The 25358-nt window shown below is 43.2% G+C and carries 23 protein-coding genes; 5 read left to right on the forward strand and 18 right to left on the reverse strand.

The window, feature by feature from the left end:
- Positions 1-82: 82 nt before the first annotated feature.
- Positions 83-1741 (forward strand): alpha-keto acid decarboxylase family protein, encoded by a 1659-nt coding sequence (locus AOQ29_RS01985; protein WP_061992876.1) that lies wholly within the window; start codon positions 83-85, stop codon positions 1739-1741.
- A 147-nt stretch (positions 1742-1888) separates the two neighbouring features.
- On the opposite strand, the gene lepB is transcribed toward AOQ29_RS01985, so the two are convergent.
- Genes lepB through AOQ29_RS02000 form a run of 3 tightly spaced genes read right to left on the reverse strand, consistent with a single transcriptional unit; the run spans position 1889 to position 3821 of the window.
- On the reverse strand, positions 1889-2512 hold the full coding sequence (gene lepB / locus AOQ29_RS01990) for a signal peptidase I (protein ID WP_061992877.1): 624 nt from the start codon (positions 2510-2512) through the stop codon (positions 1889-1891).
- A gap of 50 nt (positions 2513-2562) precedes the next feature.
- The gene (locus AOQ29_RS01995; RefSeq protein WP_061992878.1) at positions 2563-2868 is read right to left on the reverse strand and encodes a hypothetical protein; all 306 of its coding nucleotides are present in this window, start codon (positions 2866-2868) and stop codon (positions 2563-2565) included.
- Between the two features lie 17 nt (positions 2869-2885).
- Positions 2886-3821, reverse strand: a complete 936-nt coding sequence (locus AOQ29_RS02000) for a ribokinase (RefSeq protein WP_061992879.1) — start codon at positions 3819-3821, stop codon at positions 2886-2888.
- A gap of 168 nt (positions 3822-3989) precedes the next feature.
- Here AOQ29_RS02000 and rpiA point away from each other — a divergent pair, with 168 nt between their 5' ends.
- Positions 3990-4667 (forward strand): ribose-5-phosphate isomerase RpiA, encoded by a 678-nt coding sequence (gene rpiA / locus AOQ29_RS02005; protein ID WP_083989217.1) that lies wholly within the window; start codon positions 3990-3992, stop codon positions 4665-4667.
- 159 nt (positions 4668-4826) lie between these two features.
- Complete coding sequence (locus AOQ29_RS02010; RefSeq protein ID WP_061992881.1) at positions 4827-6188, forward strand: threonine/serine exporter family protein; 1362 nt, start codon at positions 4827-4829, stop codon at positions 6186-6188.
- A gap of 71 nt (positions 6189-6259) precedes the next feature.
- Here the strand turns inward: AOQ29_RS02010 and AOQ29_RS02015 are convergent, their stop codons facing one another.
- The 6 genes from AOQ29_RS02015 to AOQ29_RS02040 all read right to left on the reverse strand — a co-directional run bounded on the left by AOQ29_RS02015 (position 6260) and on the right by AOQ29_RS02040 (position 12837).
- The gene (locus AOQ29_RS02015; RefSeq protein ID WP_061992882.1) at positions 6260-6463 is read right to left on the reverse strand and encodes a hypothetical protein; all 204 of its coding nucleotides are present in this window, start codon (positions 6461-6463) and stop codon (positions 6260-6262) included.
- Between the two features lie 147 nt (positions 6464-6610).
- A complete protein-coding gene (locus tag AOQ29_RS02020; protein ID WP_061992883.1) occupies positions 6611-7402 on the reverse strand; it encodes an alpha/beta hydrolase family protein in 792 nt (263 codons plus the stop codon).
- A gap of 202 nt (positions 7403-7604) precedes the next feature.
- Positions 7605-8891 (reverse strand): MFS transporter, encoded by a 1287-nt coding sequence (locus tag AOQ29_RS02025; RefSeq protein WP_061992884.1) that lies wholly within the window; start codon positions 8889-8891, stop codon positions 7605-7607.
- A gap of 2 nt (positions 8892-8893) precedes the next feature.
- Complete coding sequence (locus AOQ29_RS02030) at positions 8894-9826, reverse strand: isocitrate lyase/PEP mutase family protein (RefSeq protein WP_061992885.1); 933 nt, start codon at positions 9824-9826, stop codon at positions 8894-8896.
- Between the two features lie 15 nt (positions 9827-9841).
- Positions 9842-10414: an isocitrate lyase/phosphoenolpyruvate mutase family protein gene (locus AOQ29_RS02035; protein WP_061992886.1), complete on the reverse strand. Its 573-nt coding sequence runs from the start codon at positions 10412-10414 to the stop codon at positions 9842-9844.
- A gap of 749 nt (positions 10415-11163) precedes the next feature.
- Positions 11164-12837: a malolactic enzyme gene (locus tag AOQ29_RS02040; protein WP_275936570.1), complete on the reverse strand. Its 1674-nt coding sequence runs from the start codon at positions 12835-12837 to the stop codon at positions 11164-11166.
- A 141-nt stretch (positions 12838-12978) separates the two neighbouring features.
- Here AOQ29_RS02040 and AOQ29_RS02045 point away from each other — a divergent pair, with 141 nt between their 5' ends.
- Both AOQ29_RS02045 and AOQ29_RS02050 read left to right on the forward strand, forming a co-directional pair.
- Entirely contained in the window at positions 12979-13896 is a 918-nt protein-coding gene (locus AOQ29_RS02045; protein ID WP_061992888.1) for a LysR family transcriptional regulator, read from the forward strand.
- Positions 13897-13898: 2 nt separating this feature from the next.
- Positions 13899-14810 carry a metal ABC transporter solute-binding protein, Zn/Mn family gene (locus AOQ29_RS02050; RefSeq protein WP_061992889.1) on the forward strand — a complete coding sequence of 304 codons (912 nt, stop codon included), beginning with the start codon at positions 13899-13901 and terminating at the stop codon, positions 14808-14810.
- A 158-nt stretch (positions 14811-14968) separates the two neighbouring features.
- Here AOQ29_RS02050 and argH read toward each other — a convergent pair whose 3' ends face one another.
- The 9 genes from argH to AOQ29_RS02095 form a co-directional block, all read right to left on the reverse strand.
- Positions 14969-16357, reverse strand: coding sequence for an argininosuccinate lyase (argH, locus tag AOQ29_RS02055; protein WP_061992890.1), 1389 nt, complete (start codon positions 16355-16357; stop codon positions 14969-14971).
- Between the two features lie 24 nt (positions 16358-16381).
- Complete coding sequence (locus AOQ29_RS02060; protein WP_061992891.1) at positions 16382-17644, reverse strand: argininosuccinate synthase; 1263 nt, start codon at positions 17642-17644, stop codon at positions 16382-16384.
- Positions 17645-17661: 17 nt separating this feature from the next.
- Positions 17662-18405: an amino acid ABC transporter ATP-binding protein gene (locus AOQ29_RS02065; protein WP_061992892.1), complete on the reverse strand. Its 744-nt coding sequence runs from the start codon at positions 18403-18405 to the stop codon at positions 17662-17664.
- Positions 18398-19861: an ABC transporter substrate-binding protein/permease gene (locus AOQ29_RS02070; RefSeq protein WP_061992896.1), complete on the reverse strand. Its 1464-nt coding sequence runs from the start codon at positions 19859-19861 to the stop codon at positions 18398-18400. The genes AOQ29_RS02065 and AOQ29_RS02070 overlap by 8 nt, the downstream gene beginning before the upstream one ends.
- A gap of 458 nt (positions 19862-20319) precedes the next feature.
- Complete coding sequence (locus AOQ29_RS02075) at positions 20320-20997, reverse strand: ABC transporter ATP-binding protein (protein ID WP_061992897.1); 678 nt, start codon at positions 20995-20997, stop codon at positions 20320-20322.
- A 3-nt stretch (positions 20998-21000) separates the two neighbouring features.
- Positions 21001-22053, reverse strand: a complete 1053-nt coding sequence (locus AOQ29_RS02080) for an ABC transporter permease (protein WP_061992893.1) — start codon at positions 22051-22053, stop codon at positions 21001-21003.
- Positions 22053-22568: a TetR/AcrR family transcriptional regulator gene (locus AOQ29_RS02085; protein ID WP_061992894.1), complete on the reverse strand. Its 516-nt coding sequence runs from the start codon at positions 22566-22568 to the stop codon at positions 22053-22055. Before AOQ29_RS02085 ends, AOQ29_RS02080 begins: the two co-directional genes overlap by 1 nt.
- Positions 22569-22685: 117 nt before the next feature.
- Positions 22686-23858, reverse strand: coding sequence for a PTS transporter subunit IIC (locus AOQ29_RS02090; protein WP_407645468.1), 1173 nt, complete (start codon positions 23856-23858; stop codon positions 22686-22688).
- 279 nt (positions 23859-24137) lie between these two features.
- Positions 24138-25226: a PTS sugar transporter subunit IIC gene (locus AOQ29_RS02095; RefSeq protein ID WP_083989219.1), complete on the reverse strand. Its 1089-nt coding sequence runs from the start codon at positions 25224-25226 to the stop codon at positions 24138-24140.
- Positions 25227-25358: the final 132 nt, after the last annotated feature.

Consider the following 25358-nt stretch of genomic DNA (forward strand, 5'->3'; position numbering starts at 1 on the left):
ATTAGGTTGATATATATTCAACAAAGGACTACACTTTGAATATAGGTAAGTTTAGTTGACCTATTAAGAAAGGTAGGATTTTATGACTCAATATACTATATCAGATTATCTCTTGGATGTAATCAAGACCCTCGGCGCCGATCAAATTTTAGGCGTTCCTGGCGACTACAACTTGCAATTTTTAGACCACATTACACAACGCTCAGACATGAAGTGGGTTGGTAACGCCAACGAACTTAATGCTTCTTACATGGCTGATGGCTATGCCCGCGAAAAGGGCTTTGCCACATTCGTCACGACCTTCGGTGTTGGTGAATTAAGCGCCATTAACGGCCTCGCCGGTAGTGTTGCCGAACACGTTCCGGTTCTTGAAATTGTCGGAGCACCAACTGCTGCTGTCCAAAACGACGGTAAGCTTGTCCACCACACCTTCGGTGACCAAAACTTCACTCGTTTCATCGAAGCTCACGCAGCCCTTGATTTGAAAGTTACAGTTTTGACTGCTGACAATGCTATTAGCCAAATCAACGAAACATTGGCTTACATGGCTGCAACTAAGGAACCGGCCTACTTGGTTTTGCCAACAGACTTGGTCGACTTACCAGCCAACCCACTTTTAAAAGAACAAATTCCAGCCGTCTTTAATCAAACAACCATCGACGTTTCTGCTACATTACAGGCAGTGCAAGCTGCTTTAACTGCTAGCAAAAAACCAGTTATGATTGTTGGCCACGAAGTTGACCGTTTTAACTTGGGATCAGCCATCAAAGACTTTTCATTGAAAAACAACATCCCCGTTTTGGACCTTGGTCTGGGTAAGGGTGCCGTTGATGAAAGCTTCTCTAATTTTGTTGGAACATATAACGGAACAATTTCAGAATCAGCAGTCAATGCTTTTGTTGATCAAGCCGACACTGTTCTCCTAGTCGGTGCTAAGTTAACTGATTCTGTTACTGGTGGATTCACTCAGCAATTCACTCCTAGCCAAGTAATTAACTTAGATAGCCAAAATGCATCAATTTTTGGTCAAGCTATCACTACCGAATATGATTTCCAGACTCTTGGTGCAGCTTTGGCTGACTTGGACTTAAACCTTGCCTTGCCTGCTGTTCAAGCACCTCAATTGGACGCTTCATTGGCTCCATCAGACCAGGCCTTGACCCAAGAATTTTACTACCAAGCTCTGCAATCATTTATGACAGCAGACAAGACCTTCGTAGCCGAACAAGGAACTTCATTCTTCGGTTTGGCTAGTCAAAAATTAACCACTGGTACCAAGTTTATCGGTCAACCACTTTGGGGTTCAATCGGTTATGCCTTCCCCGCTGCTCTGGGAAGTCAGCTTGCTAATCCTGCCCGCCGGACTGTTTTGTCAACTGGCGAAGGTTCGTTGCAATTAACTATCCAAGACTTTGGTTTGGCCTTCAAGGAAGGTCTCAAGCCAGTGATTTTCATTATCGATAATACTGGTTACACGGTTGAACGTGTTATCCATGGTATGGAAGAACCTTATAACGATGTTCCTCAATACCGGTACGACCTGATTCCAGCTGCCTTTGGTGCTGATGAAGACCAATATACTTTCACTGCGGTATCAACAGAAGCCGAATTAATGGCCGCCATGGCTCAAGCTGATCAAACGCCTGATAAGATGGTTATTATTCAAGCAAACATGGGTATGAAAGATGCCCCAGCTCAATTACTCGAAACTGCTTTACGATTCGAAGCTCAAAATCATTAAAATTAATCTACTCCATTTTTACTCCAACGGTTCTCTAGTCGTTGGAGTTTTTTCTTGGATTTAATTTTCAAACAGTTTTGACACAAAGAAAAACCGCTCTAACTAAAAGTTAGCAGCGGTTAACATTCCCTATTAAATTAATAATTCTTAGGCAAAGAAATGATTACGGTCCTTACCGATGTTGTTTTGAACCGTCTTGCTGTACCAGAACGGTACAATCACTCGACCAATCACATGTTTCTTAGAAACGAAACCAAAGTAGCGTCCATCATTAGAAACCGAACGGTGGTCTCCCATCACAAAGTAGCTGTCCTTAGGAACAACGGTCTTACCTTGATCTTGCTTCTTCCACATATCTGTTGAAGAAAGGGTGCCGAGTGACCAAGACGAACCAAAGCTGGCTTCCGTCCCGGTGACTTGTTCATCTGATGAGATGTAAGACTCATTGACCTTCTTATTATTCACGTAGAGGTTGCCATCACGGTATTCAACGGTATCACCAGCGACACCGATAACACGCTTAACATAATCCTTGTTGCCGGCTTGAATCCGTGGATCTTCCTTTCGAGCATCAAAGACGATAACATCTCCACGTTTCACGTTTTCCGTCTTGGTTACCAAAACCTTTTGTGCATCTAAGAGGTTTGGTGCCATTGAATCACCATTGATGGTAACAATGTTGACCCAGAAAGTTGTTACTACCAAGTAGACTGCAATCCCAAAGGCAATTGGGGCAATCCAATTCCAGATAAAACTTAATAATCTTTTCATTGTCATTTCCTTAATCTAAACTGTTATTTGATAAATGATACAACTTTTTGTTAAGAACGAACAGTATTAATCGTTACATGATAGATTTTATCACTTGTTGCACCCTTTGTATCAAAATTATAAATACCATGATCAAGGACAAGGTTTTCTAAACTCTGGTCATTAAATAATCCTGGAATTAAATTTGTTGGGTTTGGTCCTGGATAGGCCTTATCCCAATCAATCACCAAGTTGTCAGCAAAGGAAAACGCTAAGACCCGGTAATCTAAAACGGGTGATTCTTCAACAGCTGAGTCCCGATTTTGGAGGGAAACCCAGTAGTCTTTTCGAATTAAGTTCATTTCGGCAATTTTCATGGATTTCCTCCTCCAGGTCACTGTGTTTTTGGTAATTGAGCTGAAATTTCATCTTCTTTTGGAATCGAAGGCAAGGCTCCCGGCCGGGCCACCGTTAGTGATGAAGCAGCGACACCATACTTAATGGCTCCCTCAATATTATCAAAGGAGGCCGTCAATCGGGAAAGCAAGGCACCAATGAAGGTATCCCCAGCTGCAGTCGTATCAATCGCTGTGGTTTTAATGGCGTTAACCATGACTTCTTTGCCGGCGGCCGACTTATAAAAAGCTCCCCGGTCACCAAGGGTAATCAAGACATGGTTAACTCCGGCGTCAAAGAAAAACTCCGCGTTAGCAATCAAAGATTGTCGGTCGGTTACCGGAATATTGGTAATCAACTCGGCTTCGTGCTCATTTGGAATTACCAAGTCAGTCTCTGCTAATAATTCTTTCGGCAAATCTTCCTGATCGGGTACTGGTGCCGGATTTAAGACCGTTAAGGCTCCTAGGGTATGAGCATCTTTAAAGGCCGATAGGACTGTTTCTAATGGGATTTCCAATTGGGCCAGGCAAAAGTCAGAATCAGCGAGAGCTGCTCGCTGGTCCCAAACATCCTTAGCAGACAATTGACCATTGGCTCCTTCATAAACATAAATAATGTTATCGCCAGTCGCCTTAGAAACCGTGATATAGGCTTGTCCCGTTTCAGCATCATCTGATTCCAAAACATAATCCAAGTTTAAACCGTCTTCTGCCACCCGGCTAGCCAAATCAAAGCCGGCTCCAACCTTAGTAATAAAATTGGCTGGGCGACCAGCTCTGGCAACGGCAACGGCCTGGTTGAGGCCCTTCCCGCCCATAACTTCTTCTTGATGTTGCGAGGTTGATAGGGTTTCACCACTTTTGGCTAATCGCGGTACTCGCGTTACCCGGTCTAAATTCGTTGACCCGATAATTGTGACTTTCTTGACCATGCTAAATCCTTTCGCATTTGTCAGCGTATTTATTTTCCTTATTTATTTTACAAGAAAAAGCCGAAAATATCAGGAAAATGAACCAATCTAAGGATTTAAGGTCCAGTTATTTCTGCTATAATAAAAGTAATGTATTATTTCTCTTCGCCCTTTTCTGGAGGCTCAATCGTGAACGATGACAAAGTAAAAGCAGCTCAAATGGCTGTTGAACTAATCCCCAACCAGGCCATCGTCGGTCTTGGTTCTGGTTCGACGGCCTCAATCTTTATTGATTTATTGGCCAAACGCGCTAATGAAGAAGCCATGGATATCACCTGTGTGGCAACCTCTGTCCAAACCTCACAACTGGCCCTAGGCTTTGGCCTCAAGGTCGTTGATATCGACGCCGTTGATCGAATTGATGTCACTGTCGATGGCGCCGATGAAGTTGATGGCCAATTAAATGGGATTAAGGGTGGCGGTGCTGCCCTCCTCTTTGAAAAAATTGTTGCATCAAACTCTACTAAAAATATCTGGGTTGTTGATTCTTCTAAGCAGCACCTCAACTTGGGCTCATACCGTCTACCCGTTGAAGTCGTAAAATTCGGTGTCCACCATGTTTATAACTACTTGAAGACCCGGGACCTAAAGCCGGTTTACCGGCAACAAGAAGATGGTAACTACCTGACGACTGATTCAGGTAACTACATCATTGACGTTGACATTACCGGTCAAAAAGACCTGCCTCAATTAGCCAAGGACCTCAAAGAATTGACAGGAGTCGTTGAACACGGCCTCTTCATTGATGTTTGTGACGTTTTGCTCGTTGGTAATACGGGGCAAGCCATCTACAAAGACCAACTATAATTAGTGAATAAACTGCGTTGCCTGGTGCGACGCAGTTTTTAATTTACCTGAAAAATTTCAACCAATGCTTTGACCATTTGAAAATTAAAGTCCAAAAGTCTATGATGAACCTAGATTAATTCTTGCTTAAAATTTTTGACTGGTAAAGGATAGCTGACCATGACCACAGAAATTAACCAGGCGGCTCACGCTGACACAACCAACCCAGACCGACTCCACCATCATATGGCCGTTCGCTGGGAAAAATTCATCGCTGGTGAAACCGGTCCTGCCCGCCAAGCTTCATTACGAGTCCGCGCCTCAATTGTTGGCCGGGTAGGCCTTCTTCTACTTTCATCTGGAACGGGAGCCTGGCGAGTCCGTGATTCAATGAATACTGTTGCCCGTGCTTTAAATATGACATGTTCAGCCGATATCGGTTTTACTTCCCTCGTCTTAACCAGTTTTGACGGAGTTGAGTCCTTCACCGAAAGCCTGTCCCTCGCTAGCACCGGTGTTAATACCGATCAACTAACTGCCCTGCAAGACTTTGTTCAGGATTTTGCATTGAAATGGGCGGACCAATCCGCCTTATCAATCCACCAAGAACTCGATCGTATTAAAGCTCGGCCGGCCAACTATTCCGCCTTACAATCAGGTTTGGCCGGTGGTTTAGCCTGTGCCGGTTTCATCTTTCTTCTGGGCGGTGGGCTAATTGAAATGGTCGGCTGTTTCTTTGGTGCTGGCCTGGGTCAATTTACCCGCAAAAAATTTGGTCAACACCATTGGACCGCCATTGCCACAACGGCCATCGGCGTCGCAGTTGCCTGCCTAGCTTACTTTCTAGCTCTTCATCTACTGGGTCTGACCGGTATGACAACCACTAACCACGAAGCTGGTTATATTGGGGCGATGCTCTTTGTTATTCCCGGTTTTCCTTACATCACTAGTATCCTCGATATTAGTAAAAATGACCTACGATCAGGTCTGGAACGGCTGACTTTCGCCCTAACAATCATTATCACCGCAACGTTAGTTGGCTGGCTTCTGGCCCTGGTCTTTGGTCTCCAACCCAAGAATTTCTTACCGCTAGGACTAGGTCAATGGCCCTTGATGTTCGGGCGTCTAGCTGCCTCCTTTGCTGGAGTTTTTGGTTTTTCCATTATGTTTAATTCCCGGATTAAGATGGCGGCAACGGCCGGCTTAATCGGGGCAATCGCCAATACTACCCGATTAGAGCTAATTGACCTCAGTCACTTCCAACCTGCGGCAGCGGCTTTCGTTGGGGCTTTAATTGCCGGCCTTTTAGCCTCCCTCATCCACCAACTCATTGACTACCCTCGGATTACCATTACTGTTCCGTCAATTGTCATCATGGTCCCTGGCCTCTATATTTACCGTGGGGTTTATAACCTCGGTCTCAATCAAATCGGGACCGGGGCGGCTTGGCTAACCAAGGCAATTTTAATCATGGCCTTCTTACCACTCGGCCTTTTTGTCGCCCGATTCTGCTTTGATGCCAAGTGGCGCAAAATCGACTAAATTTTCGCACTTTTGACTGTAAATTAAAATGAAGGACAACCCTCTTAATATTTGGGATTGTCCTTCATTTTTTAATTATGATTTTTAGTCCGATATGGGTAGGACCAGATGAGGATAACTGTTGGGGAAAAATTGGTAATGAAATTTAACCAGATTGGGAAATGATCAAAAATTAAGACACCATGGTGACTATCTGTTGTAAAAAATTGGACCAGGTACAACGTGAACATGGTGATGATTGTGACCCAGAAAATAACCGTTTTAATCTTTTGCATACTTCTCTCTTCTCATTCATATAACTTGAAACTATTCTACCAAGAAAACAATTTTTTTCAAATTGATTCTAATTAAATTTATAGAGCCAAAATTCACTAAAAACCTAAAACGACCACCGACTAAGTCGGTGGTCTGACAAACAATCATTATTCTTTATCCAACAACCGATTAACTGCCTCCTTGACCGCTCCCCATGCTGGACTAGCACCATCAATCAAATCAAAGTGGCCAACTCCTGGCAATTCCACGAGCTGAACTGAATCACCAGCTGCCTGAGCCTTTTGGTAGTATGACTGGCTTAACTCAACTGGCACCTTATCATCGGACGTTCCATGAACCAAGACAGTCTTCGTCTTAATTGGTACAAGGTCAATCGGTGAAGCCAATCGATAACGGTCGGGTGCTTCAGCTGGCAGAGCACCCATAAAATTAGGTACAATGTCTTTCATCATTGGCAAGGGCTGCTGGTCGACCCACATGGCTTCTAAGTCGGTTACCCCAGCCATGCTAACCACCCCGGTGAAATTAATTTGGACAGGTTGGCCCAATTCGTCAGCCTGGTGTTGGTAGCGAGAAGCAGCCCACAAGGCTAGGTGTCCACCGGCGGAATGGCCAATTACCACGACCCGGTCCAAATCCAGCGGATGGTCCTTGGCCAAGGTGGTTAAGTAGTTCACAGCATTCGTTACATCCTCAAAAGTTCGTGGGTAACCACCACCGGATGGGCCCACCCGCCGGTATTCAATATTCCAAGTAGCCAAACCGTTTGCGACCAATTGTTTGTCTAAGTCCGTAAAATCGCTATGATCGTACTTATCTTTCCAAAAGCCACCATGAATCGAAACCACAACGGGAAACTTTTTTTCAGCTGGTCCCTCAGGTAAGGACAATTCACCAAACTGGTTGGAGTCGGTGCCATACATGAATTTTTGCGTCATTATTTTCCTCCTAGTGGTGCAAATTACTGGTACTTAATTTAGATTAAGTCTTTGCAGCAACTATAAATGAAGAAAAAGCATTTGTAAAATCAACAACTCAATCAACCATTCTTGTGACAGGTCAATAAATTGACCCCAGCAAAAAAGTTCTTGATACTATGCGAGTGAATTTTACCTCGTCTGATCAAGAACTTTTTTTAATTTAACCGATTGACTGTTTTTTAGTTTCTGGTCCAAAGAAACCAATAATGATAGCCGCAAACAGGGCAATAGCTGTAATCATGATAAAGAGCAATGTTGGGCCATAAATCGTCACAATCTTAACAACTAAGTAAGGTGAAAGGGCTGTGAGCAACTTGGCTACACCGTTTGCAAAGCCAGTTCCACGGAATCGGAATTCTGTTGAAAATAGCTCGGAAGCATAAACAGAAAGAATACTAGCAATCAAAACATACATAATGGCCGTTAAAATGAACCCATTAATCAAAATCCCGGTTGCTGTGCGTTCCATTGAGTAGGCGATTCCAGCAATGGCAGTCAAAATAAATCCTGGCACAATCGTAAATTTTCGACCAATTCGATCAACCAAGAGCATACCAATCATGGCACCAAGAGGAGCTCCAGCCATCATAATGGTTGAAAACCACATTGAATGCACAATGTTGATTCCTTGCTTAACCAAGAGTGTAGGAACCCACGAAGTAAACATGTATTGGCAAAGCAGTGCTGCTGATACGGCAACAGTAGCAATAAGGATGCCTCGATTAGGACTAATTTTCTTAGCAGAATTATTCTCAATTTTTTGGGCATCATAATGACCATTTGTTTCTAACTGTCCCAAAATTTCTTCGGCTTCTTCATGACGGTCTTGCACCTTTAACCATCGGGGTGACTCTGGCAAGTGCCGACGGCCAATCCACAAAGCCAAAGCAAAGATTCCGATGACAAAGAACATGGCTCGCCAGCTATAGTGAGTAATTAAGAGAGTTGAAAGCAAGAAGCCTAAAGGAGCACCGAAATTAGCAATCACAGAAATCAAGCCACTCCATTTCCCACGCTTCAAAACGGGAGCAAATTCACTAATCATTGAAAAACCAGTCACAGTTTCAGCACCTAAACCAGTGGCTGCAATAAATCGTAGAACAATCAAAGTCCCAATGTTAGGTGCCATAGTACTAATCAAAGTAGCTAAACCAAAGACTAAAAGATTCCATTGAAAAGCCTTACGCCGGCCAAAATGATCACCAAAGTATCCTGCAATCATCGATCCAGCAAAGAGTCCAAAGAACCCAGCCGACAAAAAGAGTGACCCTTGGGTTAGGGTGGCAAAATGATGGGCAACTAGGGCAGAGTTGATATTACTCGCCATATAGACATCAGCACTATCTAAAATCAACCCTGCTCCAACTAAACCAAAGACCTTGTAAAATAGTGGCGATTCCTTGGCAGTATCCATTCGCTCATCAAAATTAATTATACTCGCATCCATTCTTAAGCCTCTTCTTTCATTTTGTCAGCAATCAAAGCCAAAGTATCGGTCATTGCTTCTGCAGAATACTGGTTATCACATTGATTCAATTCATCCAATCCCACAAAGTGATTGAATTTATCAAATGTCACCATTTGTTTTTGTGTCTTGGTTGTCCGCCCCGTATCATGAAGCTCAGTCAGCACCTCTTCATCCGCATATGTTTGTGCATAAGTTAGGGCACAGGGATGAACAACAAAGCTGAAACCAATTTCTTCTAATTCCTTTGTTGTCGCCATCGGCGTTGCACCGTCTTCAATCATATTAGCCATCAGCGGTGTGTCCGGGAATGTATCGGCAATTATTTTCATTTCAGCGATACTTTCTGGGGCTTCAATGAAAATCATGTCGGCGCCAGCAGCTTTGTAACGCTTACTGCGATTAATAGCCTCATCCAACCCATACATTTGTCGAGAATCCGTCCGTGACATAATCAAAAAGTTGTCGTGGCGGCGCGCAGCGGCGGCAACTCGCAATTTTTCTTCTAATTCTTCAGTTGGCACAACGCTTTTACCGGCCATATGACCACAACGTTTTGGCCAAACCTGGTCTTCTAAGAAAATTCCGGCGGCACCGGCTGCTTCGTAACAACGGATTGTTCGAGCAACATTCTCCGGATCGCCATAACCTGTATCACCATCAACAAAGACAGGAATATCCACAGCAGCTACAATTTCTTTTACTTTTTGATACATTTCACCAAAGTCTAAGATACCCCGGTCTGGCAATCCCAATGTACTAGCAGACGTAGCATAGCCGGCACAAAATACTGCTTTAAATCCTGCCTTTTCGGCCACCTTGGCAGCTAAGGCATCAGGGACAACCACAATGTTTAAAATTTCCTTATCATAGATTAAGTGATTAAATTCATTTCGTTGTTTTTCAAAATTGCGCATCTAGGTATCCCCCTCTTAGTTCAAAAATTCTTGTTCGTCGGCTGCAAAGTAATGAATATTTAGGCTAGATTCATCCAACTTATCCGCATCTTCATTTAAAACGATATCTGATAGGCTGAGCACAGATAGTAACTCCAACCGTTCCCATTTTTCCGTTTGGCTGTACTGGTTCCAGCAATCAAACTTAATCCACAAATCGGTGTTTTCTGCGTCATGGGCATCTATGGCCGCCTTTAATTTACCGGCTAGTTCCGCCAATTCTGCGGGCTTTTGTTGGTCAGGTCGACTATGTGAAGGATACTGTTGGTCATTAAGAAGAATGATATCAGCACCATGGTTTTCCATTTTTTTAATGGAGTTATAAGTATTCAACGGATTTCCAAAACCTGACTGACCATCTAGAATAAAGGTTTTATTGGTTAAGACTCGCAGATAATCAAAATAGTTCAAATACTCTGATAGGGATAAAAGTCCCTCATTATCTTCACCAAGTAACTGATTAGCTAACTGCCGTCCTGATAAGTAAAAATACTGGTTCTTACTAGCTGACTTAACCGCCTGTGCTGACACTACTGTTTGATACGTCATAAAACCCTCCTGATTTCCACATCTATAAACCTGTTTATTTTCTATGAGAATAAAAAAACCCGTACAATCATTGAAAATAATTGTACGGGGATAATTTCAAAGAAATTATTCAATTGGTTCTCCGTACAAAAACTTTCGTTTATGACCTGTACGGATAAATGAGAAAATAAAAATTTATCAAACGTTCAGATCACAATTCAGATGACGACGACTCGAATTGTGACCAGCACGTTTGATGCACTAAGTGACAAAATATTCTTTTGTTTGTTAATGTCTAGCATCATTTTATTTCCTTCTCCTTTTGCATTGGTTTTATTATAATAACATTATAAAATAATTGCAAGTATTTTTTTATTCTAATTTTAAAGCCATAAAAACCCACTCAAGTTTATGAATGGGTTCTTAAATAAAATATTGAATATTAAGAAAGCAGCGACAAGCATTTTAAGTTAGCTCAGAATTAAGTAAACCAGGCTTTATCAAAAGGAATAAAGATGCGCCCAACGCGAGAAACTGACGGTTTTGGTCCTCACGGTACAAATCGTTAATTTGTCCAAAGTCGAAAGTTTCGCCTTCTGATAGTTGCTAAAAATTAATTTTCAATCATTTGCGGTTGACTGGTCTTTAATTTTTAGCCGATTGAATTCACTTTTTCCATATAAAAAAGGGCTTCCGCCCTCTTCTAATTGTTGCTTTGCTTTGTTGTGTGTTGTTTGATATGTGTTACTTGTTAATACTTAAAACTAATTTTAGTACTTTGGTTCCCACTTCAAGTCGGCGATGGCCTTCTTCACGTCGGCGATCTCTTCCTTCGTGATACCTTGGTCAACAGCTGATTGAGCAGTTGCGATAGCAACTGTTTCAGAGAAGACAGTCAATTGTGAAACTGGAGGCAAAACAGCTGCTCCTGGCTTCGTTGCATCAACAATACCACCCAATGAGTGAGCAGCAGCTGAAATCATTTCATCATTCAAAACAGTTGCAGTAGAAGCAATTGTTCCAAGACCAAGACCTGGGTAAACCAAGGCGTTGTTAGCTTGACCGATTTCATAAGTTACACCCTTGTATTCGATAGGGTCAACTGGGATACCAGTAGCGATCAAAGCCTTACCATCAGTCCATTCAAGCAAGTCTTCAGCCTTTGCTTCAGCCAACTTAGTTGGGTTTGACAATGGGAAGATTGCTGGACGTTCTGTATGAGCGGCCATTTCTTGAACGATTTCCTTAGTGAAGGCACCAGGTTGTGTTGAAGTTCCAACCAAAACAGTTGGGTGGATAGTCTTCACAACGGCTTCCAAAGTAGTCAATTCGTCAGCGTTAGCAAATTCTGAACGTGAACGGGCGAATGGCTTTTGTTCAGGAGTCAAGTCAGTCATGTCATCGAAGAGCAAACCTTGCTTGTCTACCATGTAGATGTGCTTGCGTGCTTCTTCTTCTGACAAACCTTCTTGCAACATTTCTTCGAACATCCGGTTAGCAATTCCAGCACCGGCTGAACCTGCACCGAATGACAAGTATGTTTGGTCTGACAACTTTTCACCAGTAATTGTCATGGCACCCAAAGCGGCTGCCAAAGTGATGATACCAGTTCCTTGAATGTCATCGTTAAATGTTGTGATCTTGTCCTTGTACTTGTCCAAGATAACAGCGGCGTTTGAACGACCGAAGTCTTCCCAGTGCAAGTACAACTTAGGGAACAAGTTTTCAGCAGCTGAAACAAAGCTGTCAACGAATTCAGTATACTTGTCACCACGAACACGTTCGTGACGGTTACCCAAGTACATTGGGTTGTCCAACAATGATTGGTTGTTTGTTCCGTTATCCAAGACAACAGGCAAAACGTTTTCAGGGTTAACACCAGCAGCTGCTGTATAAACCATCAACTTACCAACGGCGATATCAACACCGTTAGTACCCCAATCACCAATACCCAAGATTCCTTCGGCATCAGTAACAACAATCAACTTGATGTCACGGCCGTTGGCACCAGCCTTCAAAGCTGATTCCATTACGTCTGGTTCGTCGATTGACAAGTAAACAGCGTTTTGTGGGTCCACGAATAATTCTGAATAGTTTTCAATCGTGTCAGCAATAACTGGATCATAAACGATTGGCATAAATTCAACCACGTGTTGTCCAAATAAGTAGTAGAACAAAGTGTGGTTCGTGTTGAAGATTTCCATCAAGAACAAACGCTTTTCTAAGTCAGATGGCTTAGACAAGTATTGTTGGTATGTCTGTTCTGATTGTTCTTCCAAAGTTTGCACACGGGCTGGCAAAAGACCGGCGATACCGAGGGCCTTTCGTTCTTCCATTGTGAAACCAGTTCCCTTGTTCAAGAAGGGATTGTTCAAAATCTCAATTGGTGATGTCATGAGATAGACTCCTTTATCTTCTGTTTCTAATCCGAGGCGGTCCCGAATCACTTAACACTAGTATTCTATAACTTTGTCAAAATTATAGTCAAACATTGGGCATACTAACACTTTTCCTTATAGCTTCCCTTGATTTTGTTATAATAGTAGTGGTTAGAATTTAATTTTTCGGATTAATGGAGACGACATTTGCGGATAACAGACTTACAATACTACTTAGCTCTGGCCAACTATCGTAATTTTTCTCAAGTTTCGGATAAATTCGGGGTTTCCCAGCCAACTATCTCTCTAGCAATGAAGCGTTTGGAAAAAGAAGTTGGTGCCAAATTAATCATTCGGCAACCAGCTCATAAAAACGTCGGTTTAACCCATTCTGGAGAAGTGTTGCACCAGCACGCCTCACTGATTGTGGAACAGTACGAGCTGGCATTGACTGAAATCAAACGCAATAGCGAACAGTCATTACTAATTGGACTGCCACCCATTATTCAAATTTCTTATTTTCCAGCCATTGCAAACGTTCTTTCTGATGAATCATTGGCCCATTTAAAAACGGTTGAAGTCGGTGCACAAGAGGCAATCGACCAGCTCAAAAATGGTGAAATCGATGCATCCTTTGTCGGTTATCTCGACGATATTGATCAAAGTGAATTCAACTTAATTCCCTTTGATGAGCAGCCTTTCGCTATCTTGGCCGCTGACGACTACCCCCTGGCTCAAAAGGGGTCAGTATCGTTTAATGAATTAAAAGATGAAAAGTTTATTCTATTAAAGGGTAACTTTGTCCATAATTATGCTTTTGACCTGCTTGCACGCTCCGCCCACGTCCAGGCCAATGTTTTATTTAATTCCTCTGAGCCCTATGGAATTTTAAGCTTAATTCGACAAAACCGCGGAATCGGTTTTATGGCTGCTCATCCAGCATTAACCTTTCCAGGTGTGACGGCTATTCCAATCACAGATAAGAACCAACCCATTTTCAAGGTCGGCTTCGCCTACCGTAAAGATTTAGTCTTAACTCCAGACCAACAAAAAATCTTTGACGAACTATTGGCTGCTAGCCAAATGGGCCGACCTGATCATTTAATTCCACCCATGGAAGGCTAATCATGCAAAAAAAGAAAACCACTACTGTTGTCGGTGTCCTTGTTCTAATTCTAATTACTATTTTTGCCCTTGTTCTTTGGCAAGGGTCTGGAAAAAAGTCTGACAAGAAATCGAACCAGCTGACAATTGTCACTTCAACCAATGTTTACGCTGAATTAGCCAAAACCGTGGCTGGTTCTCATGCCGATGTTTCGGCCGTAATTACTAAGCAATCCGTCTCACCAGAAGACTATGAACCAACCAACTCTGTTGCTAAGAAAATTTCCAAGGCTGATATTGTTTTTGGTAATGGTCTCGGCTATGATGCTTGGTTAAAAAAATTAGCAAAGACATCTAATACAACTCAAGTTCTTTACACGGGGGACGATATTCTCCACGCCAAGGCCGGATCAAATCCCCACCTTTGGAACAATCCCGACAATATGATTCAAGCCGCCCAAGGGTTAGCGGACGTCTTAAGTCAAAAGGATCCAAAGCACAAGGCCGATTACCAGGCTAATGCCAAAGCCTACGCTGCAAAACTCAAGCCAGTTACTGAAAAGATTGCCACCTTAAAGGCTGCGGTTGCTGGTAAAGAAGTCATGGAAACTGAACCTGTATACGAGTATATGCTCGAGGCCCTTGGTGCCAACATCGTTGGCGGTGACTTTGCTGAGTCTATCGAAGAAGGCAACGATCCATCACCAGCGGTTTTGACAGACATTCAAAGCAAAATCAAAAACCACGAACTTGCTTTCTTAGTTTATAACACCCAAACCACTGGCGGAACGGTTGATAAAATCGTGAAGCTCGCCAAGGATAACAACATCCCAATCGTTAAGGTCACAGAAACTTCACCAGAAAACGTTTCTTACGTTAATTGGAAGCTAAGTGAGCTGAACCAAATTCAAAAAATTGTTGATAAGAATAAATAACAAAGTTACTAACTAGCAATTGCTCTGATGGAACCCGCTAACTGAAAAGTTAGCGGGTTTTAATTTTTCTTTCTTTCAATAAATAAGACAAAGAAAAGGATTTAGAACAAACTGTTCTAAATCCTTTTACCTTTATATAGTAGAAAATAAATTATCAATCAGAGTGAATGACCTGCCAAGATAGACTTTCCTCGATTGACTTCATTCAAAACATTGACCACGGCTGTCCCACCCAAAGAAGTCCGGCGGTTAACTGCCTGCTCTGATTCCAATTCAGCATAAACATCATCTTCAATATGGCTATCGGCCGCCTGCAATTCGGCCAAAGACATTTCATTTAAGGTTTTACCTTCTTGGATACCCTTCAGAACCAGTTCGCCAACAACTGCATGAGCCTGCCGGAATGGCAGTCCTTTCGTTGCCAGGTAATCGGCCAACTCGGTCGCATTCGAGAAGTCATCCTTCGTTGCTGCGGCCATCCGTTCTTTATGGACGGTCATGGTCGAAACCATCCCCGTAAAGACCTTAATCGAAGCCAAAATGGTGTCCATCACGGCAAAGGTCGCGGCCTTGTCCTCTTGCATGTCCTTGTTATAGGCCAACGGTAAGCCCTTCATGACCGTCAACAAGCCCATCAAACTACCAAAGACATGCCCGGACTTACCCCGAACGAGTTCCGCGAAGTCAGCGTTTTTCTTCTGGGGCATGATTGATGACCCCGTTGAGAAATTATCTGATAATTCGATGTAGTTAAACTCGTAAGTTCCCCAAAGAATTAATTCTTCCGCCATCCGTGACAAATGAACCATCAAAATCGAAGCATTTGATAAGAACTCCAAGGCAAAGTCCCGGTCGGAGACAGCATCTAAACTATTATGGTAGATATCCGTAAAATTTAAGTCCTCGGCCACCATCTCCCGATCAATCGGAAAGGTCGTTCCCGCCAAGGCCGCTGCTCCCAGGGGCAACTTATCCGTGTGCTTTTCATTGAATTCAAAGCGTTCAAAGTCCCGTTGGAACATTTCAAAGTAAGCTAACAAGTAGTGCCCATAACTAATGGGTTGGGCATGTTGCATATGGGTGTAACCCGGCATAATTGTGCCCGCATGCTCTTCAGCCAAGGATAACAAGGTTGCTTGTAGTTCCGTAATCGCTTCCTTGACTGCTGGTAAGCGGTGCTTAACCCACAAATGAAAGTCAGTGGCAACTTGGTCATTCCGTGACCGACCAGTATGCAATTTACCAGCAACTGGTCCTATTTTCTTCGTTAGCAAGGCTTCCATATTCAAATGAATATCTTCGTTGGCCACCGAAAATTCAATTTTTCCGGCCGCTAGGTCTTCTTCCAAGCTATGCAGTCCAGTAGTAATTTCGTCGGCGTCTGCCTGACTGATAATACCCTGGTGGCCCAACATCTTAACGTGGGCCAAAGACCCCTCGAGGTCCTCGGCAGCTAAGTGATAATCAAAGCCGATTGAGGCACCAAATTCATCAACCCATTCTGCTGCTTTGCCGGTGAACCGGCCACCCCATAATTTATCGGACATTTGCTTCTCCCTTAGTTGGTCTGCTTAGTTAGTTTGCTTAACTTGCTCGTTGTTAATTTTTTCTACTGTTTGGTCCTTCGTTGGTTGTGAATGAACGTGGTTGACTTGTTCAAAGACCATGCTTGGCAATGACCACAACTTGATGAACCCACCAGCTGCAACTTGATCGAAACTATCGGCTGCTGTATATGTGGCTAAGTTCTTGTTATAGAGGGAGTTTTCCTCAGACTTCCGAGCCACGGCGATGGCTTGCCCCTTGAAGAGCTTCATCTTAACCGTACCGTTGACCACTTCTTGGGTCTTATCCATAAAGGCTTGCAAGGCATCGAACAATGGACTTATCCACATGGCATTGTAAATCAAATCAGTCACTTGTTGTTCCAATAATGGCTTGTAGTGGGCAACATCACGTTCCAAAGTTAAGTCTTCCAAGTCCTTATGGGCAGCCATAATAACAGCTGCTGCTGGCGCTTCATAAACTTCACGAGACTTAATCCCAACTAAACGGTTTTCAATTTTATCAATTCGACCAATGCCGTTGGCCCCAGCAATTTCATTCAACTTCACAATCAATTGAGCCAAGGTCATAACTTCCCCATCCAAAGCGACGGGCAAACCGTTTTCAAAGGTCAATTCCAAGTAAGTTGCTTCGTTCGGAGCTGCTTCTGGGGCAACCGTCATTCCCCAAGCATCGTCAGGCGCCATGTTCCATGGGTCTTCCAAAATTCCAGCTTCGTTAGCACGCCCCCAAAGGTTGGCATCGATGGAATATGGTGATTGCTTACCAATTGGGACAGGAACATTGTGGTCCTTAGCGTAGTCGATTTCCTCTTCCCGAGACCAGTGGAAGTCACGGATTGGGGCTTCGATGGCCAATTCTGGGTCCAAGGCATGGATGGCCGCCTCGAATCGAACTTGGTCATTTCCCTTCCCAGTTGAACCGTGAGCGATGGCCTTAGCACCATTTTCATGGGCGATTTCGACTAATTTTTTGATAATTAATGGACGAGATAGGGCTGAAACCAAAGGGTAGGCTCCTTCGTACAAGGCATTGGCCTTAATTACTGGAGCGACATACTCGTTGGCAAATTCTTCCTTACCATCAACAACAATCGATTGAACGGCCCCGACTTGGAGACCCTTCTTTTGGATTTCGACCAAATCCTTGCCACCTTGGCCAACATCCAAGACAACGGCAATGACTTCATAACCCTTGTCAATTAACCAAGGAATCGCTACTGATGTGTCTAAACCACCTGAATATGCTAATACAATTTTCTCTGTCATCTGCTCGTCCTCTTTCATTAATCTGCTAAGACTTTACCAATAAAGTCTTGTGTCTTGGGGTTCTGGGGGTTCGTGAATAATTCAGCTGGGGTGTTCTTTTCTTGGATAACACCGTCGGCCATAAACCAAATTTCATCTGAAACTTGCTTAGCGAAGTTCATTTCGTGGGTGACAACCACCATGGTCATCGTGCCATCGGCCAAGGTCTTCATGACCTTCAAAACTTCGCCAACGTTTTCAGGGTCAAGGGCCGAAGTTGGTTCATCGAAGAATAGCACTTGGGGTTCCATGGCTAACGCGCGGGCAATCGCTACCCGCTGCTTCTGTCCACCAGACAAGCTGTTTGGATAGGCTTCAGCCTTATCGGCTAAACCAACACTCGTCAGATATTTCATCCCAATCTTAGTTGCCTCTTCGTCAGATAACCCTTTAACTCGCATCGGAGCAAGCTTCAAGTTACTAATCACGGACATATTGGGAAAGAGGTTAAAGTTCTGGAAAACCATCCCAATTTTTTCACCTAGCTTGGCTAAATCTTGGTCAGATTCTTGGACTAAGTCGGTTCCGTCAAAATCAACAATCCCGCTGGTTGGGCGTTCGAGCTGGTTAATGCAACGGAGGAGGGTACTCTTCCCTGACCCAGAAGGGCCGATGATGCAGACAACTTGGCCGGCGTTAATTTCCCCATTGATATCTTTTAAGACCTCGTTCTTTTCAAAAGTCTTTTTCAAATGTTTTACTGCAATTAATGGATTAGTCATGGTTCATCTTCCCTTCTAAGTAGTTCAAGCCCCGCGTCAAGATAAAGGTCATCAAGAAGTAAATCACCATGACAACCACGATTGGTGCAATTCCCCGGTAAGTATCAGCCCGGACAATGTTCAATTCATAAATCAAATCACCAACACCGATAATAGAAACGATTGAACTTTCCTTAATAACAGAAATGAATTCGTTTCCTAAGGCTGGCCAAATATTCTTAAAAGCCTGAGGCAAGATCACAAAACGCATCGTGTCCTTGTGGTTCAAGCCCAAGCTCTTGGCAGCTTCTGTTTGACCCTTATCCAAGGAATTAATTCCACCACGGATAATCTCAGCAACATAAGCACCAGAGTTCAATGAAACGGCGATAATTCCAGCTGTTAAAGCTGGGATGTTAATGACAGCTCCTAAGCCGAAGTAGACAAGCAAGACCTGGACCATCATTGGTGTTCCACGGACAATTTCGATGTAAGAAATTGCTGGCCAGCTCAAGATCTTAAACTTTGACATCTTCATCAAAGCTAAGATAACGCCTAGGATGATTCCCAAGAAGACAGAAACAAAGGCGATTAACGTTGTGTTCAAGAATCCGTTGTAGAAGTAGTGCCAGTAACGCAGCATCGAAGTATCAACAGTATTTTCTTGCATGTACTTACCGGCCGACTTGAGATAACCATTGACCCAATGGTGCTTAGCGATTTTGTCCAATGACTTGTTAACGGCTGCCACTAATTCCGGGTTACCCTTGGCAAAGGCAATCGCTGGACCACTTTCGCCTTCTGCTGTTTTATAGTTGGCCTTGACAACGGCTAAATCATGATCATTTTGGGCATAAGCTTTCGCTACTGGCTCTTCTAAGCCAACGGCGGCAATTTTATTTGTCTTAAGGGCAAAAATCAAATCAGGGGTTTTTCCCATTCCAACTACTTTCGACCCCATCATTTGTTGTTGGGCTAAAGAATATTGGAGCGTTCCAGTTTGTGCCCCAATCTTTTGCCCCTCTAAATCACTAGCCGACTGATATTTTTTAGCATTTGACTTTGTAACTAAAAAGCTTTGGCCACCGTGGTAGTAAACATTTGAGAAATCAACGCTTTGCTTTCGTTCATCCGTTGGGTTGATACAACCAATGGCCATGTCGACCTTCCCGGTTTGAACGGCAACAAGAATCGAATCAAAGTCCATATTCTTAATCACCAACTTGACACCGAGATCTTTAGCAATTTGCTTGGAAATATCAATATCAATCCCGACATCAGTCGAAACACCATTTTTATTGACCTGCGATTCAAACGGTGGATAATCCGGCGCCGTCGCCACCGTCAAGACACCTTTATCTTTGATTTTTTGTAAACTTGTATCTGCATGGGCAACCTGTCCCATTCCCAAACCAGCTACCAAAATTACCGACATGGTTACAAATAACTGCCACCACCATTTTTTAACCTTCTGCATCTGCATTCCCTCATTTCCAATTTTTTTGATTAACGATTTTAAATAAAATAAATAAAAAAACGCCCCTTAGTCGATTTCGACTAAAGGGCGTTTGCACGCGGTACCACCTTCATTATGCCTTAAAAAAAGCATATCTCTGTTTTCGATCCAAATTCCGAATCGTCAGCTCTGTAATGGGAGCACCCAGCATGGTTTTCATCGCATACAACTTCAGGGGACGTTCATTTCCGTTTGCACGTGTTTCTCACCAACCAACACTTCACTGACCTACAAATCGGGGATTACTACTTCCTGATTAACGTTTTATTATTTATTTTTAATAATCATACCACCAGGAAATAATTATGCAAGTGTTTTTTGAATATTTATTTTATTTTATTCGAATATATAAACAAAAAACGAACAATAATTACGATGTTCGCTTTTAAAACATATATAAGTAGAAAAGTGCTCAAACCCTATTCTGAGACTTCTTTAATTTGACCGTCAATTAATTGATAAATTTTATCGGCATTGGCCTTTAAACGGAGGTCATGGGTCACAATCACGACCGCCTTTTGCTCTTGTTGGGCAATTTTTTGGAAGAGTTTGCCAACTTCAGTAACCCGTTGACTATCCAAGGCGGCAGTCGGCTCATCCGCTAAGATAAAGTCAGGATTGGCATAGAGAGCTCGGGCAATGGCCACCCGTTGACTTTGTCCTCCAGAGAGATCTTGTGGAAACTTAGGCAGTAAGTCCTGAATTCCTAATTGCCCTAAGTATTGGTCAAAGGTCGCAGCTGGTAAATTACCGGCTGTCTTAACCTTGTCGACCAGGGTAAATTGATCTTGGACAGTTAAATGTGGAACTAAGTTATGGGCCTGCAAGATGAAACCAATGTGGTTGAGACGGAATTGATCAGCAGCCGGTCCAGTCAATTCATTCAGCTTTTGACCATTGACCAAAACCTCACCAGCACTGGGCTGTTGGAGGCCGCCTAAAATCGTCAGCAACGTACTCTTACCGGACCCAGATGGTCCTAAAATCAGCGTTACTTCTCCTGCTTTAGCCTGAAAATTAATTCCTGCCAAGGCCGTTACTTGGTTGGACCCACTGCCGAAAACTTTTTTAACCTGCTTTAATTCCAAGTTTTCCATCATTCACCCTCCAATTACGGTTACTGGATCGATTTTGGCAATCAATTGCATTGGAACGACAGCTCCCAAAAGACCCATTAATACCATGGCCAAACCAGTCAAAGTCATCAGCGATAGGCTGAAAAACATTGGCACTGCCGCCGGCATGATTTCTCCTGTTCCTGCTGCCAGAATCAGTGCCGTTAGAACTGCTAGAACCATAATCATCAGTGTTTCGGCCAAGGTATTCCATAATAAATAACGGCTTGGAATCCCCTGCGCCCTTAAGACAGCTAAATTAGCCATTTTTTGTACGGTTAAAATGTACAAGAAGATGGTGACAATCACAATCGAAATGATCACTAGGAAAACAATCATAAAGACAAAGGTTTTGTTCTGGGCTGAATAACCGGGCATCTTATTAAATAATTCTTTCTTAGTCAAATCCTGCAAGTTGTTATTGGCTATTTTGACCTGGTTGTGGCTCACATAGCCCGAACCAATAAAGGATGGATTGACACCCTTGACTGCAGCCCATTGACTCAAGTCACCGTAAACAATTGGTGCCATATTATATTCTGCACTTTTAGCAAATCCAACAACAGTCAGCTGCTGCGAATTTAAACCAAGGGTGATCTTTTGTCCAATTTTTAGGCCCTGGTCCGCTAACTTGGATGATAAGACAACTTCTGATGACTTATGCCACAACCGTCCCTTGGTTAACTGAATTTTACTGGTAATAGCACTCTGCGTTGGTACCCCGATAAAGGTTGCTGCGTCGCGCTTCGCTCCTTGTTTTAAAATCCCAGGAGCCAAGCCAACTAGGTCTTGACTTGCACCGCTGTAGTTCGCTTGGTTATTTACCGTGAGGAGCGACTGAGTTAAATCACCATTGGCATCCTTTGACAAAATGATGGATTTTGTCTGCCAACTATTAACCGCAATGGTGTTCTCATTGGATAAACCTAAGGCCAAGGCACTTAAGATAAAAATTAAATAAGCAGTCAGGGTGATAACTGCGACTACTAACCCATAACGAAATTTTTCTTTTTTAATTTCACGTAAAGCTAAGAACATTATTCCACTTCCTTTTGCCAAACACGCAGGCTCACTAAAATGGTAATGATTGCCGATTTTTCACTAGGATTCAAAAAATACCGGCGCATTAACTGATGGATTGCTACTTGTCCCAACCACGCAGAATAATCTGCAGCTACCGTAACTGGATCTAGCGGTGCAATTCGAGGATGGTCGGCCTCCAAAATTGCTTGGTTAATGACATAATAGTTACTCAAAAAATCATAGTAGCGGTTTGTTTCAACTGCCTCTAAAAAATCAATTGTGGCTTGGTAGGGATCAGACCCATCCAAGTGCCCATGAACCTCCTCTAGCACTTGGCTAAGTGTATAGCGGTAGGCGTCATTGAGGTCTGAAAAGTAGGTGTAAAAAGACCCTCGTGCAATCCCTGCTGTTTTAACAATGTGGTTGATATTGGCGTCCAGTAAAGAATTTTCAGAAAATTCAGTCAGTAAAATTTTCTCTAACTTTTGTTTTTTATCGGCTTTCAAGTTAATAAAGGTTGGCTTTGGCATGGTTTTTCTCCCGGTGATGACACAGTGTCATTTAATCGATACGCCTACTTTATCACAAAATGACACTGTGTCAATATCTACCCAATAAAAAAATCCCCTGAGGGATTTTTAATTTTATTAGATCAAATCAAGGTGAGTGTCACCAGACTTAATCCAACCAAACTTCATCATAACACGGTAGAGTACGAATGATAGAGCTGCGGGTACAGCAACCCCAAAGACCATAAAGGTTGCCAACATTGATGGGTCCTTACTCATCAAGTCCAAAGGCACGATCAATGAAGTCAAGCCCATTCCAGCAAGGCTAAATGGTACAGTCAAATGGAACATTACAGCCCCAATTGGTGCACAAATTGCGGCTGAAACCAATGGTGGGACAAAAAGCATCGGGTTCTTAACCAAGTTAGGGAATTGAATCTTAGGTGTAACAAAGGCCTGAGCAATAAATGTTCCAGGCTTGTTTTCGTGGAATGACATTGCTGGGTAAGAAGCAAACATAGCAGCAGTTCCAACTAACATTGCACCAGCTGCCATTGGTGAAGAAACACCAGTCGCTCCAATGGCAAGGGCCAAAGCAGCAGATGATGCTGGTGTCATTAAGAAGATTGCAAAAAGCATAGCCACAAGAGCAGTTCCAACAACTGAGTTCCAGTTAACTGTAGCAGCGATGGCCTTTCCCATTCCAACTAACAAAGGTGTTGTAACAATAGCCAAGTAGTACCCAGCCACTGTTCCTAACAGTGTTGTCGCAGCAGGGACAATAATCATATCCAAAGGTGTCTTACCTGACAACCACTTACCAAAGAGGACAGCAACTAGCCCTGCCAAAACGGCTGAGATTGGTTGTCCAGTGGTCATCAAGATTCCACCAGCGGCTTGCTTACTGCTGAATCCTGTTGCAGTGTGCAATGTCATGGCCGTGGTAGTAAAGTAGGCGGCGTTGGCACCAACTGTTGAGGCAGCCATTGCTGAAAACATAACCATGGTGTTTGTCTTCAATTGTGAGGCAATCGCTGCTCCAAATGCAGGAGGTAACAAAATCTTGGTAATTAACCCCAGTTCAAGCAAGGGTGTCCAGTGCGTGATGGTTCCAAGTGATTGCATCAAGAATCCCATTCCTAATGTAACCAAGATAGCATTAGAAACCGCAGCACTAATGTTATAGGCCTTTTCCTTCAATGTTTCATGATCTTCTTCACTGACCAACGTTGCCTTTTCTGATTCTTCAAAATCGGCAACTGCTTCACTTTGTTTCTTCGACATTCGTGCATCCATCTTCTTCTTCCCCATTTCTCTTTTTTCACTCAATTTTTGAAAGTAAAAAGGGCCCTAACGCTTAAGTGTTAGAACCCTTCCTAACACCCTTTACTACTCTTCCTAGCAAGGGTGTACAAAAAACCAACCTACTAGTTAACTTGTTAGTACGCTGACAATAATAATTCGAGATGGGACTTCGTTTGATCGCAATAAATTGTTCATAACTCGATTCCCCCTCTTCTTTGTTTTTCGTTTTCTAATTAAATGATAAATTAATTATAACATGAGGATTTGATTAGTCAAATTTAATTTTTAAATCATTTCTAGATGTGTTTGTCCGGCTTTGATCCAACCCATCTTGCGCATCATGCGGTAAACAACGAAAGCAACCACAGCTGGAATAACAACACCAACAGCCATGTAAGCAGCAAATGAAGCCATACTCTTACCAAACAGCGCTAATGGCACGATAAATGAGTTGAAGCCAATTCCGGCCATGGCAAATGGAACCGTGATATGGAAACCAACAGTCGCGATTGGGGCAGCAATAGCAGCGCCAATCATTGGTGGAATTAAGAGCATTGGATTTTTAATGATGTTAGGAAACTGAATCTTTGGCGTAACGATTCCTTGAGCGATAGTAGCACCAATTTTATTTTCATGGTAAGACATAGCTGGGTAAGAAACAAAGACAGCGGTTGTTCCGATTAAAATGGCTCCGGCAGCATTGGGTGAAGTGACACCAGTCGCACCGATGGCGACTGCTAGGGCAGCGGCAGAGGCTGGGGTCATTGTCAAAGCACCAAAGACCATAGCAACTACGGCAGTTCCAATAATTGGGTTCACAGAAACAATTGATGTTACCCCTTCACCGATGGCAATCAGAATTGGAGTGGTAACGATTGCTAAGTAGTAACCGGCGACCGTTCCAGCAATGGTCGTAAAGGCCGGCACAATCACCATATCTAGCGGCGTTTTACCGCTCAACCACTTTCCAATGACAACTGCAACAATTGCAGCTAAGACTGCTGAAATGGGTTGACCCGTCGTCATCACAATTGACCCTGGTGCTTGAACGCTGGCAAATCCAGTAGCTGTGGTAATCTTCATTGATGTTGTTGTAAAGAACGCGGCGTTAGCACCTACTGTTGAGGCTGCCATCGCTGAAAACATCACCATTGTGTTCGTTTTCAACTGTGAGGCGATTGCGGCCCCAAAGGCGGCTGGCAACAAAATCTTAGTAATTGCCCCTAATTGAATCAAGGGTGCCCAGTGGATGAAGCCGGCAATCGTCTGCAACAACAAGCCCATACCCAAGGTTACCAAGATAGCATTAGAAATCGCTGCACTGGCGTTATAAACCATTTCGCGCATCGTTTCCTTCTTCTCTGAGCTGATCATTGGCTGTTTTTCGGCTTTTTCAAAGTCGATAATGTTTTCGTTTCCTTGTGTTTGACTAATATCCATAAGACTTCCCTCGTTTTCCAAATAAAAAAGGTCCTGGCAGTTTGTAACTGCCAGGACCTTTTCCTG

This window comes from Fructobacillus ficulneus (assembly GCF_001047075.2).
Lineage (GTDB): Bacteria > Bacillota > Bacilli > Lactobacillales > Lactobacillaceae > Fructobacillus > Fructobacillus ficulneus.

Coding starts and splice junctions, on each gene's coding strand:
- AOQ29_RS01985 (WP_061992876.1), top strand. CDS start 83: ATGACTCAATATACTATATCAGATTATCTCTTGGATGTAATCAAGACC.
- lepB (WP_061992877.1), bottom strand. CDS start 2,512: ATGAAAAGATTATTAAGTTTTATCTGGAATTGGATTGCCCCAATTGCC.
- AOQ29_RS01995 (WP_061992878.1), bottom strand. CDS start 2,868: ATGAAAATTGCCGAAATGAACTTAATTCGAAAAGACTACTGGGTTTCC.
- AOQ29_RS02000 (WP_061992879.1), bottom strand. CDS start 3,821: ATGGTCAAGAAAGTCACAATTATCGGGTCAACGAATTTAGACCGGGTA.
- AOQ29_RS02010 (WP_061992881.1), top strand. CDS start 4,827: ATGACCACAGAAATTAACCAGGCGGCTCACGCTGACACAACCAACCCA.
- AOQ29_RS02015 (WP_061992882.1), bottom strand. CDS start 6,463: ATGCAAAAGATTAAAACGGTTATTTTCTGGGTCACAATCATCACCATG.
- AOQ29_RS02020 (WP_061992883.1), bottom strand. CDS start 7,402: ATGACGCAAAAATTCATGTATGGCACCGACTCCAACCAGTTTGGTGAA.
- AOQ29_RS02025 (WP_061992884.1), bottom strand. CDS start 8,891: ATGGATGCGAGTATAATTAATTTTGATGAGCGAATGGATACTGCCAAG.
- AOQ29_RS02030 (WP_061992885.1), bottom strand. CDS start 9,826: ATGCGCAATTTTGAAAAACAACGAAATGAATTTAATCACTTAATCTAT.
- AOQ29_RS02035 (WP_061992886.1), bottom strand. CDS start 10,414: ATGACGTATCAAACAGTAGTGTCAGCACAGGCGGTTAAGTCAGCTAGT.
- AOQ29_RS02050 (WP_061992889.1), top strand. CDS start 13,899: ATGCAAAAAAAGAAAACCACTACTGTTGTCGGTGTCCTTGTTCTAATT.
- argH (WP_061992890.1), bottom strand. CDS start 16,357: ATGTCCGATAAATTATGGGGTGGCCGGTTCACCGGCAAAGCAGCAGAA.
- AOQ29_RS02060 (WP_061992891.1), bottom strand. CDS start 17,644: ATGACAGAGAAAATTGTATTAGCATATTCAGGTGGTTTAGACACATCA.
- AOQ29_RS02065 (WP_061992892.1), bottom strand. CDS start 18,405: ATGACTAATCCATTAATTGCAGTAAAACATTTGAAAAAGACTTTTGAA.
- AOQ29_RS02070 (WP_061992896.1), bottom strand. CDS start 19,861: ATGCAGAAGGTTAAAAAATGGTGGTGGCAGTTATTTGTAACCATGTCG.
- AOQ29_RS02075 (WP_061992897.1), bottom strand. CDS start 20,997: ATGGAAAACTTGGAATTAAAGCAGGTTAAAAAAGTTTTCGGCAGTGGG.
- AOQ29_RS02080 (WP_061992893.1), bottom strand. CDS start 22,053: ATGTTCTTAGCTTTACGTGAAATTAAAAAAGAAAAATTTCGTTATGGG.
- AOQ29_RS02085 (WP_061992894.1), bottom strand. CDS start 22,568: ATGCCAAAGCCAACCTTTATTAACTTGAAAGCCGATAAAAAACAAAAG.
- AOQ29_RS02090 (WP_407645468.1), bottom strand. CDS start 23,858: ATGGGGAAGAAGAAGATGGATGCACGAATGTCGAAGAAACAAAGTGAA.
- AOQ29_RS02095 (WP_083989219.1), bottom strand. CDS start 25,226: ATGATCAGCTCAGAGAAGAAGGAAACGATGCGCGAAATGGTTTATAAC.